This window comes from Paracoccus lutimaris (genome assembly GCF_003337565.1).
In the GTDB taxonomy this organism is placed as follows: domain Bacteria; phylum Pseudomonadota; class Alphaproteobacteria; order Rhodobacterales; family Rhodobacteraceae; genus Paracoccus; species Paracoccus lutimaris.
This window is the reverse complement of record NZ_QPJL01000001.1, coordinates 214,298-232,238: the sequence shown is the minus strand read 5'-3', so window position 1 is coordinate 232,238 and position 17,941 is coordinate 214,298. Positions and strand designations below refer to the sequence as shown.

Genomic DNA, 17,941 nt, shown 5'->3' with positions numbered 1-17,941 from the left:
TGGGCCATGGTTGCGGCCAACAAGCGAAAGGACAGCCCATGATTCCCGTTTTCGACGGCCATAACGACTTTCTGCAACGTATGGTCGAGGCCGGCCCCGCGCGCGACGCGCTGTGGCTGGAAGGCGACGGGACCGGCGATATTGACCTGCCCCGGATGCGGGCGGGCGGCATGGCGGGGGGATTCTTCGCGATCTGGGTGCCCTCAAGCCCCGACCCCGATTCCGCCATCCATGCGCTGATGAAGGAAAACCCGCCCTTTGCCCTGCCTTTGCCGGAGGAGGTGCAGCTTTCCGTGGCCCTGCCCCATGATTTCGCGCAGGCCGGGCAGTTGATGGCGATGGAGCGGACCGGGACGCTGACGATCTGCAAGACCGCAGCCGATATCCGCAGCGCCATGGCCGCCGGCCGCATCGCCGCGATCATGCATATCGAGGGCGCCGAGCCGATTGCCGATCTGGACGCGCTGCATGTCTGGCACGCGATGGGCCTGCGCTCGCTGGGGCCGGTCTGGTCGCGCCCGACCCGCTATGGCCATGGCGTGCCCTTCGCCTTCCCCTCATCGCCCGATACCGGGCCGGGGCTGACCCCCGAGGGCAAGGCTTTGGTGCGCGAATGCAACCAGCTGCGCATCATGCTGGACCTGTCGCATCTGAACGAAAAGGGCTTTGACGATATCGTGGCGCTCTCGGACGCGCCGCTGGTCGCCACCCATAGCTGCGCCCATGCCGTCGCGCCCAGCTCGCGCAACCTGACCGACCGGCAGTTGCAGGTGATCGCGGAAACCAAGGGGCTGGTCGGGCTGAACTATGCCATCGGCTTCCTGCATCCCGAGGGCTTGCGCACGCCGATGCATGGCTATGACATCATGCTGCGCCATCTGGACCATTTGCTGGCGCATCTGGGCGAGGAGGGCGTGGCGCTGGGGTCAGACTTCGACGGTGCCGAGATGCCCGCCGATCTGGCCGATGCCAGCGCCCTGCAAGGGCTGATCCAGGCGATGCTGGACCATGGCTATGGCCGCGAGCTGACCGAAAAGATCGCCTGGCGCAACTGGCTTGGCGTGCTTGAACGCAGCTGGGGGGGCTGACGGGGGAGAAGGTAGCGGGAGGTAGCGATCCGTTACAATCAACAGGAACTCGTTATTGGATCACTCCTCCCGTAAGCAAAAATCTGCCACAACTTGTGCGAGAAAAGAACCTGTCCGTTTGGACATCAGTAAAGTTGCCCATGCGGCGCGCCCCCGGGGCTGGCGGGGGTGCTAGACGATCACCGGCTCAAGCTCCATCGCGGTCGCCAGCGCCCGGAACCGGGCCTCGGCCACCTCGCCCATCAGCGCGCGGCCGGTCTTGGTCAAGCGCAGCTCAAGCACCTTCTTCTTGGGATGCAGCAGCAATTCGCCCGCCTCGGCCGGATCCTTGACCGAAAACATGGCGCCAAAGCGCATGGCCTTGCCCAGCACCTCGGCGTCACGGGTTTCCTGATCGGTCAGCAGCGCGAAAAGTGGCGCCATGGGCGAATTCGAGTGGCTGTTCTTATAGCGGTGCAGCAGGGACAGGCCCAGAAACACCCGCTCGGGATGGGACAGCGCCGCCATATTGGCGCGCGTGACGTTATCGAAGCAGGCATCCGCCCGGTAATCGGGATGGGTGCGCCAGGTGGTGTCATGGAGCAGGCAGGCCGCACGGATCAGCCGGTCGCGCCCGGGCGGGACCTTGGGAAACAGCGGCAGCAGGAACTGATAGAGCTTCTTGCCAAAGCCCGGCATCCGCGCCATCTGCCGCTCCGAGAACCGCGCCGCCTCGATCAGCGGGTCGCGCAGACGCAGGGTTTCGGGCATCTGTTCGTATAGCAGCCCTTCGCGGATGCCATAGGACGATACCGCCAGCGATTTCGGTTTCAGGCTTTCGACCAGCTGTTTCAGCACCAGACTGGCCAGCGGCACCAGCTCCATCCGGCTTTGCGAAATGCCGGTGGCGGCGCGCATCTCGGCCACGGTCTTGCCGCCGATCCATTTCACCGTCTGCACGACGGCCTCGGGGCTCATGCGGTATTCGTGCAGGACCGTCATCGGATAGTCGGTGCGCAGCATGTCAAGCCGCCCGATCGCCCGCCACGAGCCGCCGACCAGATAGATCTGCTCATGCCCCCGGCCCAGCTTTTCGGCGGCCTCTTCCATGATCTTGCGGATATGGTCGCGCAACCCTTGCTCGCCGCCCTTGACCTGTTGCAGCCGGAACGGGCCCAGCGGCGTGGTGATGCGGCGGCCGACCTTGCCATTGGCGACCTCGGCCAACTCCATCGAGTTGCCGCCGATATCGCAGACCAGCCCTCTGGCCTCGGGCCAGCCCAAAAGCACGCCCTGCGCCGAAAGCCGCGCCTCTTCCTCGCCGTCGATGACCCAGAGCTTCAGCCCGGTTTCCTTTTCGACCGCCTTGCGAAAGGCCGGGCCGTCCTTGGCCTCGCGCACGGCAGCGGTGGCCACGCAGGTCAAGGGCTTGATCCCCATGCCCTCGGCCAGTGCGGCAAAGCGCTTGAGCGCCGCCATGCCGCGGACCGCGCCTTCGGGGTTCAGCATGCCGGTCGCGGCCAGCCCCTGCCCCAGACCCGCCATCACCTTTTCATTGTAGAAATAGGCGGGCGAGCGCGCGGCCCCGTCAAAGACCACCATCCGGATCGAGTTCGACCCGACATCGACCACGCCCACGCGGCTCAGCGCCCGCTCCGAGGCGCGCTCGAACAACGAGCGGCCAAAGGGCTCGATGGTTTCTCCGCTTGCGGTCACGACACCGTTCATCGGGTTCCTCTCGATTCCGTTACCGCATCGGGCGGTAGAAGCTGGATGGGGCAATTCGCCCTTTGCGTCAATCCGTCGAATGCGTCAGCGCCGGAACGTCGCGGGCTCCGGCCGTCCCACGCCCCGAAAGAGACGGGTTTTCCATGAAGAACCTGTGACATGAAAACAGATCGTCCCGCCCTGCGGGCAAATAGCGCAGGTAGCGCCCGTCGGGCTGCAAAAGCCAGCTTTGCGCCTCGTCAGCCATGTTGGCGGCCATGATCTGGCTGGTGATCTGCGCCTTGACCGTCTCGTTGAAGCATTCGATCAGCGTCTCGACCCGGCGCGACAGGTTGCGGCCCATCCAGTCGGCCGAGCTGATGAAGACCCGCGCCTTTTTCGAGGGCAGGCCAAAGCCGTTGCCGAAACAGACGATGCGGGAATGTTCCAGAAACCGGCCGACGATGGATTTTACGCGGATGTTTTCCGACAGGCCCTTGATGCCGGGGCGCAGCCCGCAAATGCCGCGAATGACCAGATTGATGCGCACCCCGGCCTGGCTGGCGGCGTAAAGCGCGTCGATCACGTCCTTTTCGATCAGGCTGTTCATCTTGGCCCAGATCGCGGCGGGGCGGCCACGGGTGGCGAAATCGGCCTCGCGGGCGATCAGCTCCAGCAGGCGTTCCTTCATGTCGATGGGCGAGATCGCCATGTTTTCCAGCCCGTCCGGCTGCACATAGCCCGACAGGAAGTTGAACACCTTGGACGCATCGCGCCCCAGCGCCGCATCGCAGGTGAAGAGCGACAGGTCGGTATAGACCTTGGCGGTGATGTGGTGATAGTTGCCGGTCCCGAAATGGGTATAGGTGACCAACTGGTCGCCCTCGCGCCGGACGACCGCGCTGATCTTGGCATGGGTCTTGTAGTTCACGAAGCCATAGACGACATGCGCGCCCGAGCGTTCCAGCCGCCGCGACTGACGGATATTGGCAGCCTCGTCGAAGCGGGCTTTCAGTTCCACCAGCGCAGTAACCGACTTGCCCGATTCGGCGGCCTCACACAGCGCGTCCACGATCGGGCTGTCGCGCGAAGTGCGGTAAAGCGTCTGCTTGATCGCCAGCACATCGGGGTCGCGCGCCGCCTGCGCCAGAAACCGCACCACCATGTCGAAGGTCTCATAGGGGTGGTGCAGCAGCATGTCCTTCTGGCGGATCGCCGCGAACATGTCGCCGTCATGGTCCTGAACCCGCTCGGGCACGCGCGGGGTAAAGCTGGGCCATTGCAGGTCGCGGCGGCTGTCGAGGATCAGCTCGCGCAGATCGGCCATGCCCAGCAGGCCCTCGACCTCGACGACCTCTTCGGGATTGACCTGCAATTCCTCCATGATCAGGCCGCGCAGCCGGTCGGGGGCGCCGGAAGTGATCTTCAGCCGGATGACCGAGCCACGGCGGCGGCGCTTCAGCGCCGTCTCGAATTCGCGGACCAGATCCTCGGCCTCTTCCTCGACCTCAAGGTCGCTGTCGCGCAGCACCCGAAAGGCGCAATGGCCGATGTCGCGATAGCCGGGGAACAGGCTGGGCAGATGCATCAGCAGCAGGTCTTCCAGCCGCAGGAAGCGCTTGCCGCCCGGCAGCGGGATAAAGCGCGCAACCTGCTGGGGGATCGGCAAAAGCGCCTGCATCCGCCGCCCGTCGCTTTCTCGCGCCAGTTCCAGCGCCAGCGAAAAGCCGGTATTCGGGATGAAGGGGAACGGATGCGCCGGGTCGATGGCCAGGGGCGACAGCACCGGGAACACCTGTTCGACGAAATGCCGGCGCAGGAATTCCTCTTCGGCGCGGGTCACGCGCGAGCGCGACAGGATGGTGATATCGACCAGTTCCAGCTCGCGCCGCAGCCCGTTCCAGACCGCCTGCTGCGCGCCCATCAGGCGGCGGGCATCGGAATTGACCAGCGCCAGTTGCTGGGCCGCCGTCAGCCCGTCATCAGAGAGGGTGGTGTTCCCCTCGCGGACCAGTTCGCGCAGGCCGGCGACGCGGACGGTATAGAATTCGTCAAGGTTCGTGGCCGAGATCGACAGGAAACGCAGCCGTTCCAGCAGCGGCACCCGCGGATTGCGCGCCTCGTCCAGCACCCGCCAGTTGAACGCCAGCCAACTGATTTCGCGGTTGAAAAAGCGCGAGGGGCCCTCGGGCGGGCCTTCGGCCAGTTTGGTGGGAACGGGGAACGGGAATTTCAGGAAATCGGATTGGGTCATGTCGCTCGGGTCGGGAAAGGCGCGGGGATCATGCGTCAGGCGGGGCCAGCTTGTCCAGAAGCTCGGCGGCAAGGCGGCGGGTGATGGCACGGCGATCCGCCAGCGATTCCCGGTCCATGGCCGCGACAAGACGCCGCGCCAGATCCAGATCGCGGTCCATGCGCAGCGCCAGCCAGTCGACCACCTCGGGCGCGACCTGAATCTGGCGGTCGGCAAACAGCTTGACCAGTACGGCGGGCAGCAGCGCCTCGTCCGGGGGCGGCAGCACCGCCTGCGCCGCCGTGTCCAGCCGCGAGCGCAGGTCGGGCAGCACGATCCCCCAGTCGCGCGGCGGCAGTTGCGCGGTGATCAAAAGCAGCCCCTGCCGGGCGCCGGTCAGGTTCCACAGGTGAAACAGCCCCTGTTCCGCCGCCGGATTGCCGCCGATTTCATGGCCGTCCTCGACCACCACGGCGCCGCCCATGGGCATCAGCTCATCGACATTGCCAGCATTCAGCGTCCAGCCCTGCACGATCTGGGCGTCACGCTCGGCTGCCCAGAAACCGGCCAGATGCGACTTGCCCGCGCCGGGGCCGCCGATCAGCATCAGCCGTCCCTGCGGCCAGCGCTCCGGCGCGTCCAGCATCGCCAGCGCGTCGCGATTGGCGCCGGTGGTCAGGAAATCGTCCCGAGACGATGCTGGCGGCATCGTCAGGTCCAGGGTCAGCTGGCGTGCCAAGGGTCAGGCGCCCTTGCCAGCCGGCCCCTGCCCATCCTCGGCCCAAAGCTCTGCGGGCGAAGGCGGCCCCTCGGCATCGGGCAGAGCCCCCATCTTCTGGCGGCGCTGATGCTCGTCCAGAAGCTCGGAGAGATGTTCCTCGCGGTGCAGCTCGGCCAGGGCCCGTTCATGCGAGATCTGCGCCTGCTGGCGTTCCTGCGCGGCGGTGCCGCGCGCGACCAGCTCGACCCGCGTCGGCGGCGCGGGCGGCGCAGGTATCTCGCGCCCGGTATAGATCGAGCTGTCCTTGTAGCGCCCGACCCCATAGCGGACCAGCACCCCCAGCGCCGCCGAGACCGGCACCGCGACCAGCAACCCGACAAAGCCGAAGACCGTGCCAAAGACCGACAAAGCCAGCATCAGCCAGATCGGATGCAGCCCGATGCTGGAGCCGACGATCTTGGGTTGCAGGTAGTTGCCCTCGACCATCTGGCCGATGGCAAAGATCGCGACGACGGCCCCGATCCAGATCGGCTGGTCCCAGAAACTGAACATCGCGACCCCGATGGCAGTGGCGCCGCCGATGATCACGCCGACATAGGGAATGAACGAGAGCGACGCCGCCATCACCCCGATGGCGATACCAAAGGGCAGACCCACCAGCCCCAACCCGACCGAATAGAAGGTGCCAAGGATCAGGATGACCAGCCCCTGTCCGCGCACGAAACCCGAAAGCGCCCGGTCGATATCGGTGGCGATGCCCCGGATCGCGGGGGCATGCTCGCGCGGCAAAAGCTCGTCCAGACGGGCCACGATCCGGTCCCAGTCCAGCAGCAGATAGAAGGTCACGACCGGCACGATGACGACCAGCGCCAGCATGCTGACGACGCCCATGACCGAGCCCAGAACGGTGCTGAAAAGCTGCCCCGCCCGCGACGACAGGTTATGCGCCGCATCGGTCAGCGCATTGTTGATCGTGCTGCCCTCGGTAAAGACCTGCGGAAAGCGCGTGCGCAGGAACTGCATCAGCTGCTCGGCCATGGCCGGCGCGGTCTCGATCAGGGCCGAGGTCTGGCGCACCAGGACCGGCACCACGACCAGAAACACCATGACCACGATCAGCGCCGCGATGATGGTGATGACCACGACCGACAGCGTGCGCGAAAGCCCCATCCCCTCAAGCCGGTCGGCGACCGGATCCAGGAGATAGGCGGCGGCCGCGCCCAGAATGAAGGGCATCACCGCATTGCCCACCAGCCAAAGCAGCAGGAACAGGATTGCAAAGGTCCCGCTCCAATACCAGACCTGCTTCTGTGTCGTCAGCCGCATGGCCGGTTCTCCCCGTCGATATGTCGCGTCCTATTTGCCGCCTTGGCACGGCAGTTGCAAGGAAGCCGTTGCCCCGTCAGCCGCTCTGCGCTAACCCGTGCCGACCAAGATCGAGGATTTCGCCATGCGGCTTTCGCGCTACTTCATGCCCGTCCTGAAAGAAGACCCCAAAGAGGCCCAGATCGTCAGCCACCGGCTGATGCTGCGTGCCGGCATGATCAAGCAGCAGGCGGCGGGCATCTATTCCTGGCTGCCGCTGGGCCACAAGCTGCTGCGTCGCATCGAGCAGATCGTGCATGAGGAACAGCAGCGCGCCGGCCATATCCCGATGCTGATGCCGACGCTGCAACCCGCCGATCTGTGGCGCGAATCCGGCCGCTATGACGATTATGGCGAGGAGATGCTGCGCATCACCGACCGCCACAAGCGCGACATGCTTTATGGCCCCACCAACGAGGAGATGATCACCGACATCTTCCGCAGCCATGTGAACAGCTACAAGGACCTGCCGCTGACGCTTTACCACATCCAGTGGAAGTTCCGCGACGAGATCCGCCCGCGTTTCGGCGTCATGCGCGGCCGCGAATTCCTGATGAAAGACGGCTACAACTTCGACCTGACCAAGGAAGACGCGCTGCATGCCTATAACCGGCATCTGGTCAGCTATCTGCGCACCTATGAGCGCATGGGCCTGCAGGCTATTCCGATGCGCGCCGATGGCGGACCGATCGGCGGCGACTATACCCATGAATTTCTGGTGCTGGCCGAAACCGGCGAATCCGAGGTCTTCTATGACAGCGAGATCACCGATCTGAAATTCGGCAACCGCCAGATCGACTATGACAGCGTCGAACAGTGTCAGGCCGTGCTGGAGGAATTCACCAGCCGCTATGCCCGCACCGACGAGACCCATGACGAGGCGATCTTCGACAAGGTCCCCGAGGAACGCCGCCGTTCGGCGCGCGGCATCGAGGTCGGCCAGATCTTCTATTTCGGCACCAAATATTCCGAGCCGATGGGCGCCACCGTCGTCGGCCCCGATGGCAGCCGCGTGCCGGTCCATATGGGTAGCCACGGCATCGGCGTCAGCCGTCTGCTGGGCGCCATCATCGAGGCCAATCACGACGACAAGGGCATCATCTGGCCCGAGGGCGTCACCCCCTTCCATGTCGGCATCGTCAACCTGAAACAGGGCGACGCCTCGACCGACAATGCCTGCGAGGCGCTTTACCGCGATCTCAAGGCCGCGGGGCTGGATCCGCTTTACGACGACCGCGACGAGCGTGCGGGGGCGAAATTCGCCACCATGGACCTGATCGGCCTGCCCTGGCGCATCACCGTCGGGCCGCGCGGGCTGGCCAATAACAAGGTCGAGCTGACCTCGCGCCGCAGCGGCGAGTCGGTCGAAATGTCACCCGCCGAGGCGGTCGAGCGGCTGCGCGAGATCTATCGGCCGGTTTTCGAGGCCGCGTTCCAATAAGCATCTGGCCGCGCCGGTGGCGCTGTTCCATGGATATTTGAACATGGAAGATGGCATGATCCGCGCCACCATGCGGCGTTGACATCTTGTGGTTGCGCGGCTTGGCTGTCGCGCGACACAGCGCAGGGGGGAAGTGGTGGCCAAGAAGGCTCTGATCACCGGGGTGACCGGGCAGGACGGCTCGTATCTGGCCGAGTTCCTTCTGGACAAGGGCTATGAGGTCCATGGCATCAAGCGCCGCGCCTCGTCCTTCAACACCCAGCGGGTCGATCACATCTTTCAGGACCCGCATGAGGCACAGCCGCGCTTTTTCCTGCATTACGGCGATCTGACCGACAGTTCGAACCTGACCCGGATCATGGCCGAGATCCGCCCCGACGAGGTTTATAACCTTGGCGCGCAATCCCATGTCGCGGTCAGTTTCGAGGCGCCCGAATATACCGCCGATGTCGATGCGCTCGGCGCCCTGCGCCTGCTTGAGGCGATCCGCTTTCTGGGGCTTGAGGGGCAGACGCGCTATTATCAGGCCTCGACATCCGAGCTTTACGGTCTGGTGCGCGAGACGCCGCAGACCGAAACGACGCCCTTTCACCCGCGCAGCCCCTATGCTGTGGCCAAGCTTTACGCCTATTGGATGACGGTGAATTACCGCGAGGCCTACGGGCTGTTTGCCTGCAACGGGATTCTTTTCAACCATGAAAGCCCGCGCCGGGGCGAGACCTTCGTCACCCGCAAGATCACGCGCGGGCTGGCCAATATCGCGCAGGGGCTGGAGGGGTGCCTGTATATGGGCAATCTGGACGCGTTACGCGACTGGGGCCATGCGCGCGATTATGTGCGCATGCAATGGCTGATGCTGCAATGCGAGCAGCCCGACGATTATGTCATCGCCACCGGCGAGCAGCATTCCGTGCGCCAGTTCCTGATCTGGGCGGCGGGCGAACTGGGGATCGTGCTGGAGTTTCGCGGCGCGGGCATCGAGGAGATCGCCGTGGTCGCCTCGGTCAGCGGCGACAAGGCGCCGGCCTTGAAGCCGGGCGATGTGGTGATGCGCGTCGATCCGAAATATTTCCGCCCCGCCGAGGTCGCCACCCTGCAAGGCGATGCCGGCAAGGCGCATCGGCAGCTGGGCTGGAAACCCCAGACCACCCTGCCCGAGATGATCGCCGAGATGGTCGCCAATGACCTGCAGATCGCGCGACGCCACGCGCTTTTGCGCCATCACGGCTTGGCCGAGCCGGTCGCGGCCGAGGGGAAATAGGTGGCGCGGCTGTTCCTGACCGGCGGGCAAGGCATGGTCGGCCGCAATCTGCGCGACCATCCCGGCCTGTCCCGCTGGGAGGTTCTGGCGCCCGCGCGGACCGAGCTGGATCTGTCCGATGCCCGCGCCTTGCAGGACTGGCTGGCACGGTATCGCCCCGATGCCGTCGTCCATGCCGCGGGGCTTGTCGGCGGCATTCAGGCCAATATGGCCGAGCCGGTCCGCTATCTGGCCGAGAATGCCCGCATCGGGCTGAACGTGATCGAGGCCTGCCGGGCAGCGCGGGTGCCGGTGCTGATCAACCTCAGCTCAAGCTGCGTCTATCCGCGCGATCTGGACGACGGCCTGACCGAAGACCGCATCCTGACCGGCCCGCTTGAGCCCACGAACGAAGGTTATGCGCTGGCCAAGATCATGGCCATGCGGCTGATCGAATATGCCACGCGCGAGGATCCGGACCTGGCATGGCGCACGCTGATCCCCTGCAATCTTTACGGGCCGCATGACAAGTTCGACCCGCGCCATTCGCATCTGGTCCCGGCGATCATTCACAAGCTGCATCAGGCGAAACAGGCGGGCGAGGGCACGGTCGAGATCTGGGGCGATGGCGAAGCCCGGCGCGAATTCATGTACGCGCCCGATCTGGCCGGCGCGATCCTGCGAGCGCTGGACGATCCAAGCGCCTTGCCGCCGGTGATGAATGTCGGCCCCGGTAAGGATCATTCCATCAACGACTATTACCGCATCGCGGCCGAGGTGATCGGCTGGAAGGGCCGCTTTACCCATGACCTTGACCGGCCCGTCGGCATGCGCCGCAAGCTGCTTGACGTGGCGCGCCAGACCGCATGGGGCTGGGCGCCGCAGACCCCTTTGCGCGACGGCATTGCCGCGACCTATGCCCATTACCTGAAGGACGCGCGATGATCCGCTTTCCGCTGGCAACCTCAAGCTGGGACGACGCCGAACAGGCGGCCTTGCAGCGCGTCATCGCCTCGGACCGCTATTCCATGGGGCCCGAGGTCGCGGCATTCGAGGCCGATTTCGCCCGCTTCACCGGCTCGCGTTACGCGGTGATGGTCAATTCCGGCTCATCGGCCAATCTGGCGATGGTGGCGGCGCTGCGCTATACGCAGAACCCCGATCTGCGCCTGATGCCGGGGGACGAGGTGATCGTGCCCGCCGTCTCGTGGTCCACGACCTATTTCCCGCTGCACCAATACGGGCTGCACCTGAAATTCGTCGATATCGACGCCCATACGCTGAACTATGACCTGACCGCCTTGGAAAGCGCCATCAGCGACCGCACCCGTGCGATCATGGCGGTGAACCTTTTGGGCAATCCCAATGATTTCGACGCGATCCGTGCCCTGATCGGCTCCCGCCGCATCACCCTGATCGAGGATAACTGCGAATCCATGGGCGCCATGTTCGGCGGCCGCCAGACCGGGACCTTCGGGGTGATGGGGACGTTTTCGTGCTTTTTCTCGCATCACATCTCGACCATGGAGGGGGGGCTGATCGTCACCGATGACGAAGAGCTTTACCATATCCTTCTGGCGCTGCGCGCCCATGGCTGGACCCGCAACCTGCCGAAATTCAACCGCCTGACCGGCGAGAAAAGCGACGATCCGTTCGAGGAAAGCTTTCGCTTTGTCCTGCCCGGCTACAACCTGCGCCCCCTGGAAATGTCTGGGGCGCTGGGGGTCGAGCAGCTGAAAAAGCTACCCACGCTGATCGCGGGGCGGCGCGCGAATGGCGCGCTGTGGGCGCGCGAGATGGCGGACCATCCGCTGTTTCGCATCCAGCGCGAAACCGGCCATAGCAGCTGGTTCGGCTTTGCGATGATCCTGCGCCCGGATTGCGGCCTGACCCGGCGCGAGGTGCTGGCGCGCCTTGATAAGCTTGGCTTTGAAACCCGCCCCATCGTCAGCGGTAATTTCACCAAGAATCCCGTTCTGGCGATGATGGATCACAGCCTGCACGGCGCCATGACTCATGCCGAAGACATCGACCGCAACGGCTTTTTCATTGGCAATCATCACTATAATATTGCCGAAGCGATCGGAATCATCGCAAGGTTTCGGGGATAGCAGCGAAGCCGGGGGAAATGCGGCATCGGCGGATCAGAAGTTGGGCGCTGGGTCTGTCCGGTGCGACCTTTGCGGTTGCGCTGGCGACATTTGCATGGCCGCAGCCACCCTTTCCCGAGACCCCGGTCCCTGCCCTGCGCCTGACCCCGGACGCACCCTTTGCCGCGCGGCTGATCGCGCCGCAGCCGGGCCTGACCGCCCTGCCCGCGCAGATCACCGGGCGGGTGGCGGCGGGGGATGCATCTGGCAGTCTTTTGCACGAATGGCCGGCCCTGCGGGCCGAGGCGCGCTTTCAGGGCAGCGCCATCACGTTGCGGCTGAACGATTCTGTCGACCGCTGGCGCGTCACGCTGGATGGCAGCGCGGTCGAGATCGCCCGTCCCGGCCAGAAGGATCTGCGCATCGAGGGCCTGCCCTCCGGTCCGCACCTGATCCGGGCCGAGCGGATCAGCGAATGGCATGGCCCGGCCGAGTTCGACGGGTTTTTCCTGGATGCCGGCGCGACACCCTTGCCGGCACCCCAGCCACCGGCCCGGCTGATCGAATTCATCGGCGATTCCGACACGGTGGGCTTTGGCAACACCTCGCAGCGGCGCGATTGCGACAGCGAACAGGTCTTTGCCGCGACCGATACCAGCCGCGCCTTTCCGGCCCGGCTGGCGCAGGATCTGGGCACGGATTACCGGGTGATCGCGCGCTCCGGGATCGGGCTTTTGCGCAATTACGGCGGGGTCGAGCCGCAGCGGACCATGCGCCAGCTTTACCCGCTGGCTCTGCCCTCGCAGCCTGAGGCGGCGCGGCTGCCCGGACGCAAGGCGGATCTTCTGGTGATCGGGCTGGGCTCAAACGATTTCGGCTCGGGTTTTGCCACGGGCGAGCCCTGGCAGGACAAGGCCGCGCTGTCACGCGATTTCGGCCCCGCGCTTGCGGAATTCGCCCGCGCCCGGCTGGCCGAGAACCCGGATGCGCAGCTGATCCTGCTGGCATTCGGCGAATATGGCGAGGAACTGATCGCTCCCTATCGCCAGACCGCCGAAGCCCTGGCCGCGGATGGCGTCGGGGTCAAGCTGGTGGTCCTGCCCGATCTGCAGCGCAGCGCCTGCCTGTGGCATCCCTCGATGGCCGATCACGCGATGATCGCCAAGACCCTTGCCGGCACGGTCCGCGACACTTTGCCGGGCTGGGGCGGCTGACGCCCCTTGTGCCCCCGGCTCATCGCCATAAACTCGGGTCCAACAACAAGGCCGAGCATAGATGCATTCCCTGCGACCGATCACAAATCGTCTCGCGCGCCTTGTCGGCGGCGGGCGCAAAGAGTTCCTCGACACCGCCGTCGAGCGCTGGGAAATCAGCCCGGCGGAAAAGGTCGAGATCATTCCGGGGATCTGGCTGCCTGACCAGATCGAGCATGTCGCACAAACGGAATTCGGCGCGCTCAGCGATATCGTGGCATGCATGCTGGGCGATCCACAGGAGCCGATCGCGGCGACCATGGCTTACCGGCTGCGCGACGTGGATTACATCGACGGCGCCCTATATGCGCGCGGCGCCGAGATGCATCTGCGCGATGGCCGGCACGAGGGCCGGCGCCTGTCCTATCCCCGCCCCGAGCGCAGCATTTCGGGGGCGATCTATGAAAGCTGGATCGGCAATCGCTGGTTCGGAAACTGGCTGTTGAACGACTGCATGACCTATCGGCTGGCCGAGACCGCCGGCCATCCCGTGACCACGGCCCCGCTCCGCGGCGGCCATATCGCGCGCTATGAGGAAGTGCTGGGCATGACGCCCGAACGCATCGGCGATGTGCATTTCGACGAGCTGGTGCTGTTTGACGATCTGCACAACAATGCCAGCCGTCAGGCCCGCGCAAGCGAGAACCGCGCCCGTCTGCTGGCGGGGCGCGTCTGCAAGCCTCTGCCCGGTGTCTTCATCTTTCGCGGCACCAGCGGTGCGACGCGCATCCTGGAGAACGAGGCCGAGATCGCCGAGCGGCTCGAGGTGGAATACGGCTTTCGCACGCTCTATATCGACCGCCACAGCGTTGACGAGATCGCCCTGGCCGTCGGCGGCACTGATCTGGTCGTCGGGGTCGAGGGCAGCCAGCTTGCCCATGGCGTCATCGCGATGCGCGCGGGCGGCGCGCTGCTGACCATCCAGCCCCCGGACCGGGTCACCTCGGCGCTGAAGCTGCTCACGGATTGCTGGCGGCAGCACTTTGCCATGGTCGTGGGCCATGGAACCATCGGCGGTTTTCGCCTGGAATGGGACGATCTGCGCCGCACGCTTGACCTGATCGCGGCCCGCAACCCGCAAAACCCGTCCTAACAGTCAGGTTGAGTTTTCCCTTTCATCTGAGATATTGGAAGAGAACCGTTTTGGACGCCTTTTTCGAATATGTAAGTGTATGGTGATGTTTGAAAATCTGCGTGGTGATTACCGGCGCCATGGCCGTTCGCTGACCGAAACCGCATTCATCTCGCTTGCGGTCTATCGCTATGGTCGCTGGGCGATCGGCATTCACAATCCTGCATTGCGCTGGATCGCCACCAAGTTCTATGGGCTGCAGAAATTCCTGATCCTGAACGTCACCAAAGTGTGGATCCCCCCCCAGGTCACCATCGGCAAGGACTTCCACATCATCCATGCCGAGGGCTCGCTGTCGATCCACCCCGAGGCGGTGATCGGCGACCGCTGCGGCGTCATGCACAATGTCACCATCGGCACCAATATGGGACCGGGGGCGCCGGTCATTGGCGATGACGTGTTCATCGGCGTGAACTCGACCGTGCTGGGCCGCATCAAGATCGGCGACCGGGTGCGGATCGGTGCCAATACCGCCGTGACGACCAATGTCCCCTCTGATTCGATCGTCTTCGGCTCGCCCGCGAAGATCTATCCCAGCCTGCCGATCTTTGCGGCCAAGAAGAAAAAAGCCGCCGGCGATGGATGAGCGTTTCGACCGTCGCATGTGGCAGCTCTTGGCAGACAACCTGCCGGAACGCGCCGGCAAGATCGCGGCCATCGACCGCACGCACCGCGCGACCTATGCAGAGCTGGTGGCCGAGGCCGGCCGCATCGCCGACTGGCTGGTCGCGCGGGGGATCCGGCCGGGTGACCGGGTGATCGTGCATCTGCGCAAGGGCATCGACGAGGTCGCCGCCATGTTCGGCGCCTGGAAGATGGGCGCGGTGGTCGTGAATGTGAATTTTCGCTGGACGGCGGCGCAGCTGGCCTATGTCGCCCGCGACAGCCGTGCGCGGGCGGTGATCGGGCCGCGCAATGCGCTGGTCAGGCTGACCGGCGACAATGCCCTGCCCGAAGGCACGGCATTTCTGTTTCAGGGTAAGGCCGAGGGCCTTGCCCAGGGCGCGGACCCGTGGACGGCGTTGCCCGCCGATACCGGCTCCGCGCCCGACGAATCCGACCCGCGCGGCCTGGCGATGATCATCTACACCTCGGGCTCGACCGGGGCGCCCAAGGGGGTGATGCTCAGCCATCGCAATATCCGCGTCGGCGCGATCTCGGTGGCCGAATATCTGCGTCTGGACGAAACCGACCGGCTGCTTTCCGTGCTGCCCTACAGCTTCGACGCCGGTCTCAACCAGCTGACGACGATGCTGCTGACCGGCGGCACCGTCGTCCACCAGCCGCTGGCCATGCAGACCGAGATCATCCGCATGGCCCTGGACGAGAATGTGACGGGCATCGCCGGGGTGCCGCCGCTGTGGAACCAGATCGTGCGGTTGCTGCAGGACAGCCCGACCGAGCTGCCGGCGCTGAAACGTATCACCAATACCGGCGGCAAGATCCCCCCGAATATCCTTGAGGTGCTGCCGCAGGTCTTTCCGGGCGTCGATATCTACCTGATGTACGGGCTGACCGAATCCTTCCGCTCGACCTATCTGCCGCCCGAAAAATATGCCGCCAAGATGGGTTCGATCGGACGCCAGATCCCCAATGCGCGCGTCTTTGCGATCAAGCATGGCCAGGGCATCGCCGGTCCCGGCGAACAGGGCGAACTGGTCCATGCCGGCCCCCTGGTCAGCATGGGCTATTGGGAACAGCCCGAGGTCACCGCCCGGAAGATCCGCCCCTGCCCCGAGCTTGCGCATATTCTGGGCGACGAGCCGGTGGTCTGGTCGGGCGATCTGGTGCGGGTCGATGACGATGGCGACATGTGGTTCGTCAGCCGCATGGACGAGATGATCAAGACGCTGGGCTTCCGCCTGTCGCCGACCGAGGTCGAGGACATCATCTCGCAAAGCGGGCTGGTCAGCGATGTCGTGGCCTACGGCGTCGAGGACCCCGAACTGGGTCAGGCCGTTCATGCCGCCGTGACCTATCTGCCGCAGGCGGATGAAAGCGCACTTGCGTTGCATTGCACCAGAACGATGGCGCATTACATGCGTCCCAGCTATTTTCATGCTTGGGACGGCACCATGCCCCGTACAGCCAGCGGCAAGCTGGACCGCCCCGCCATCATCGCGACCGCCAAGGCGGCGGCCGCTGCACAGGTTTGACGGAAAGCAACGGACCATGAGCCTCAACAAAGACGATCTTATCACTTATGTTCAGACCGAACTGAACGTCGACGAGCCCATCGCGGGCGACACAGAGCTGTTCTCGACCGGGATGCTCGATTCGGTCTCGATGGTGGGGCTGATCGCCTTCATCGAGGACAAGGGCGGCGCGCATGTGCAGCCTGCCGATGTGACGCTGGACAATTTCGATACCATCGACGCCATCCTAGACTATGTTACCAAGCAAAATTGACCCGGTTGCGCTTGACCAGCACCTGACCGAGGCGGCGGACCGCCTTGGGACGCCGGCCTATGTCTATGCCACCGACATCGTGGAGGCGCGGCTGGCCGATCTGCGCGCGCATCTGGGACGCTGGTTCGCGATCAGTTTTGCCGTGAAAAGCAACCCGAACCCGGCGCTGCTGGGCTGGATGCGCGACCGGCTGGACTATCTGGACATTTCCTCGGGCGGCGAGCTGGTGCTGGGACGGCAGGCCGGATGGGACCCGGCCCGGATCAGCTTTACCGGCCCGGCTAAGCAGGAATTCGAGCTGCGCGACGCCATCGATTGCGGTCTGGGTGAGCTGGTCCTTGAAAGCCTGCGTGAGGCCGAGCTGGCCGACCGCCTTGCAGCCGAGGCCGGACGCATCCAGCCGGTGCTGATCCGCATCGCCCCCGACCGCGTGCCCAAGGGCTTTGGCGACCAGATGGCCGGACGGCCCAGCCCCTTTGGCATCGATGTCGAGGATGCCGCCGAAATCCTGCCCCGGATCGCCGCCCTGCCCAACCTGCGCATCATCGGGCTGCATATCTATTCCGGCACGCAAAGCCTGAAGCCTGACGCGATCTGCGAGAACTGGCGCATCTTCATGCAGGTGTTTTCCCAGACCTGCGCCGCGCTGGACCTGCGCCCCGAAAAGCTGATCTTCGGCGCGGGGCTTGGCATTCCCTATCACCCTGGCGATCAGGCGCTGGACCTTGCCGCCATCGCCGCCGAGATCGGCCCGGCGCTGGACACCTTCCGCGCCGATCCGCGCCTTGCCGGCACGAAACTGGTGCTGGAACTGGGCCGCTATCTGGTCGGACCGGCGGGCTGGTTCGTGACCCGCGTCGTCTCGGTCAAGCAATCGCGCGGCAGCCGCATCGCGATCTGCGATGGCGGGCTGAACGCGAATCTGGCGGCCTCGGGCAATTTCGGCATGGTGCTGCGCCGCAACTATGTCATCCACCGTATTGGCGGTGACGAAGCCGGCACCCGGCCCGAGGAAAAGCACGACATTTCCGGCCCGCTCTGCACCTCGATCGACAAGCTGGGCGGCGGGGTCATGCTGCCCCGGCTTGACGAGGGCGACCTGATCGCCATCCATGCCTGCGGCGCCTATGGGCCAACGGCCAGCCCGCTTTACTTCATCAGCCACCCGCTGCCGCGCGAGGTGCTGCTGACCGGCGGGCAGTTGCAGGACGCGACCCGGATCACCGCCCGGTGACCGCGCCTGTGCCGCATCGCGCGGCAGGGCGATAACATATTGCTGAACG

At 65.0% G+C, this 17,941-nt stretch carries 15 protein-coding genes; 11 read left to right on the top strand and 4 right to left on the bottom strand.

Annotation, left to right across the window (positions count from 1 at the left end; all coding sequences use genetic code 11):
- Positions 1–38: 38 nt before the first annotated feature.
- On the top strand, positions 39–1,088 hold the full coding sequence (locus tag DFP89_RS01120) for a dipeptidase (protein ID WP_114347537.1): 1,050 nt from the start codon (positions 39–41) through the stop codon (positions 1,086–1,088).
- A 171-nt stretch (positions 1,089–1,259) separates the two neighbouring features.
- On the opposite strand, the gene DFP89_RS01115 is transcribed toward DFP89_RS01120, so the two are convergent.
- From DFP89_RS01115 to DFP89_RS01100, 4 genes are all read right to left on the bottom strand, one after another.
- On the bottom strand, positions 1,260–2,795 hold the full coding sequence (locus DFP89_RS01115) for a Ppx/GppA family phosphatase (RefSeq protein WP_114347536.1): 1,536 nt from the start codon (positions 2,793–2,795) through the stop codon (positions 1,260–1,262).
- A 67-nt stretch (positions 2,796–2,862) separates the two neighbouring features.
- Positions 2,863–5,028 carry an RNA degradosome polyphosphate kinase gene (locus DFP89_RS01110; RefSeq protein ID WP_114347535.1) on the bottom strand — a complete coding sequence of 722 codons (2,166 nt, stop codon included), beginning with the start codon at positions 5,026–5,028 and terminating at the stop codon, positions 2,863–2,865.
- A gap of 28 nt (positions 5,029–5,056) precedes the next feature.
- Entirely contained in the window at positions 5,057–5,746 is a 690-nt protein-coding gene (locus DFP89_RS01105; RefSeq protein WP_114347534.1) for a P-loop NTPase family protein, read from the bottom strand.
- A gap of 3 nt (positions 5,747–5,749) precedes the next feature.
- Positions 5,750–7,054, bottom strand: coding sequence for an AI-2E family transporter (locus DFP89_RS01100; protein ID WP_114347533.1), 1,305 nt, complete (start codon positions 7,052–7,054; stop codon positions 5,750–5,752).
- Positions 7,055–7,178: 124 nt separating this feature from the next.
- Here DFP89_RS01100 and proS point away from each other — a divergent pair, with 124 nt between their 5' ends.
- From proS to DFP89_RS01050, 10 genes are all read left to right on the top strand, one after another.
- Positions 7,179–8,534, top strand: coding sequence for a proline--tRNA ligase (gene proS, locus DFP89_RS01095; RefSeq protein ID WP_114347795.1), 1,356 nt, complete (start codon positions 7,179–7,181; stop codon positions 8,532–8,534).
- A gap of 136 nt (positions 8,535–8,670) precedes the next feature.
- Positions 8,671–9,795 (top strand): GDP-mannose 4,6-dehydratase, encoded by a 1,125-nt coding sequence (gene gmd / locus DFP89_RS01090; protein WP_114347532.1) that lies wholly within the window; start codon positions 8,671–8,673, stop codon positions 9,793–9,795.
- A complete protein-coding gene (locus DFP89_RS01085; protein WP_114347531.1) occupies positions 9,796–10,719 on the top strand; it encodes a GDP-L-fucose synthase family protein in 924 nt (307 codons plus the stop codon). It abuts the gene before it with no gap.
- Positions 10,716–11,885 (top strand): DegT/DnrJ/EryC1/StrS family aminotransferase, encoded by a 1,170-nt coding sequence (locus DFP89_RS01080; RefSeq protein ID WP_114347530.1) that lies wholly within the window; start codon positions 10,716–10,718, stop codon positions 11,883–11,885. The genes DFP89_RS01085 and DFP89_RS01080 overlap by 4 nt, the downstream gene beginning before the upstream one ends.
- A 17-nt stretch (positions 11,886–11,902) precedes the next feature.
- Complete coding sequence (locus tag DFP89_RS01075; protein WP_114347529.1) at positions 11,903–13,078, top strand: SGNH/GDSL hydrolase family protein; 1,176 nt, start codon at positions 11,903–11,905, stop codon at positions 13,076–13,078.
- 61 nt (positions 13,079–13,139) lie between these two features.
- Positions 13,140–14,210 (top strand): glycosyltransferase family 61 protein, encoded by a 1,071-nt coding sequence (locus DFP89_RS01070; protein WP_114347528.1) that lies wholly within the window; start codon positions 13,140–13,142, stop codon positions 14,208–14,210.
- 85 nt (positions 14,211–14,295) lie between these two features.
- Positions 14,296–14,835 carry a serine O-acetyltransferase gene (locus DFP89_RS01065; RefSeq protein WP_245948557.1) on the top strand — a complete coding sequence of 180 codons (540 nt, stop codon included), beginning with the start codon at positions 14,296–14,298 and terminating at the stop codon, positions 14,833–14,835.
- On the top strand, positions 14,828–16,405 hold the full coding sequence (locus DFP89_RS01060) for an AMP-binding protein (protein WP_114347526.1): 1,578 nt from the start codon (positions 14,828–14,830) through the stop codon (positions 16,403–16,405). Before DFP89_RS01065 ends, DFP89_RS01060 begins: the two co-directional genes overlap by 8 nt.
- Positions 16,406–16,421: 16 nt before the next feature.
- Positions 16,422–16,658, top strand: coding sequence for an acyl carrier protein (locus tag DFP89_RS01055; RefSeq protein WP_114347525.1), 237 nt, complete (start codon positions 16,422–16,424; stop codon positions 16,656–16,658).
- Positions 16,639–17,892, top strand: coding sequence for a type III PLP-dependent enzyme (locus DFP89_RS01050; RefSeq protein ID WP_114347524.1), 1,254 nt, complete (start codon positions 16,639–16,641; stop codon positions 17,890–17,892). The genes DFP89_RS01055 and DFP89_RS01050 overlap by 20 nt, the downstream gene beginning before the upstream one ends.
- The last annotated feature ends 49 nt before the right edge of the window (positions 17,893–17,941 follow it).

Bases quoted from the DNA above. Each gene is read 5' to 3' on its own strand.
- DFP89_RS01060 (WP_114347526.1), top strand. From the start codon at position 14,828: ATGGATGAGCGTTTCGACCGTCGCATGTGGCAGCTCTTGGCAGACAAC.
- proS (WP_114347795.1), top strand. From the start codon at position 7,179: ATGCGGCTTTCGCGCTACTTCATGCCCGTCCTGAAAGAAGACCCCAAA.
- DFP89_RS01055 (WP_114347525.1), top strand. From the start codon at position 16,422: ATGAGCCTCAACAAAGACGATCTTATCACTTATGTTCAGACCGAACTG.
- DFP89_RS01115 (WP_114347536.1), bottom strand. From the start codon at position 2,795: ATGAACGGTGTCGTGACCGCAAGCGGAGAAACCATCGAGCCCTTTGGC.
- DFP89_RS01120 (WP_114347537.1), top strand. From the start codon at position 39: ATGATTCCCGTTTTCGACGGCCATAACGACTTTCTGCAACGTATGGTC.
- DFP89_RS01075 (WP_114347529.1), top strand. From the start codon at position 11,903: ATGCGGCATCGGCGGATCAGAAGTTGGGCGCTGGGTCTGTCCGGTGCG.
- DFP89_RS01050 (WP_114347524.1), top strand. From the start codon at position 16,639: ATGTTACCAAGCAAAATTGACCCGGTTGCGCTTGACCAGCACCTGACC.
- DFP89_RS01110 (WP_114347535.1), bottom strand. From the start codon at position 5,028: ATGACCCAATCCGATTTCCTGAAATTCCCGTTCCCCGTTCCCACCAAA.
- DFP89_RS01070 (WP_114347528.1), top strand. From the start codon at position 13,140: ATGCATTCCCTGCGACCGATCACAAATCGTCTCGCGCGCCTTGTCGGC.
- DFP89_RS01100 (WP_114347533.1), bottom strand. From the start codon at position 7,054: ATGCGGCTGACGACACAGAAGCAGGTCTGGTATTGGAGCGGGACCTTT.
- DFP89_RS01065 (WP_245948557.1), top strand. From the start codon at position 14,296: ATGTTTGAAAATCTGCGTGGTGATTACCGGCGCCATGGCCGTTCGCTG.
- DFP89_RS01080 (WP_114347530.1), top strand. From the start codon at position 10,716: ATGATCCGCTTTCCGCTGGCAACCTCAAGCTGGGACGACGCCGAACAG.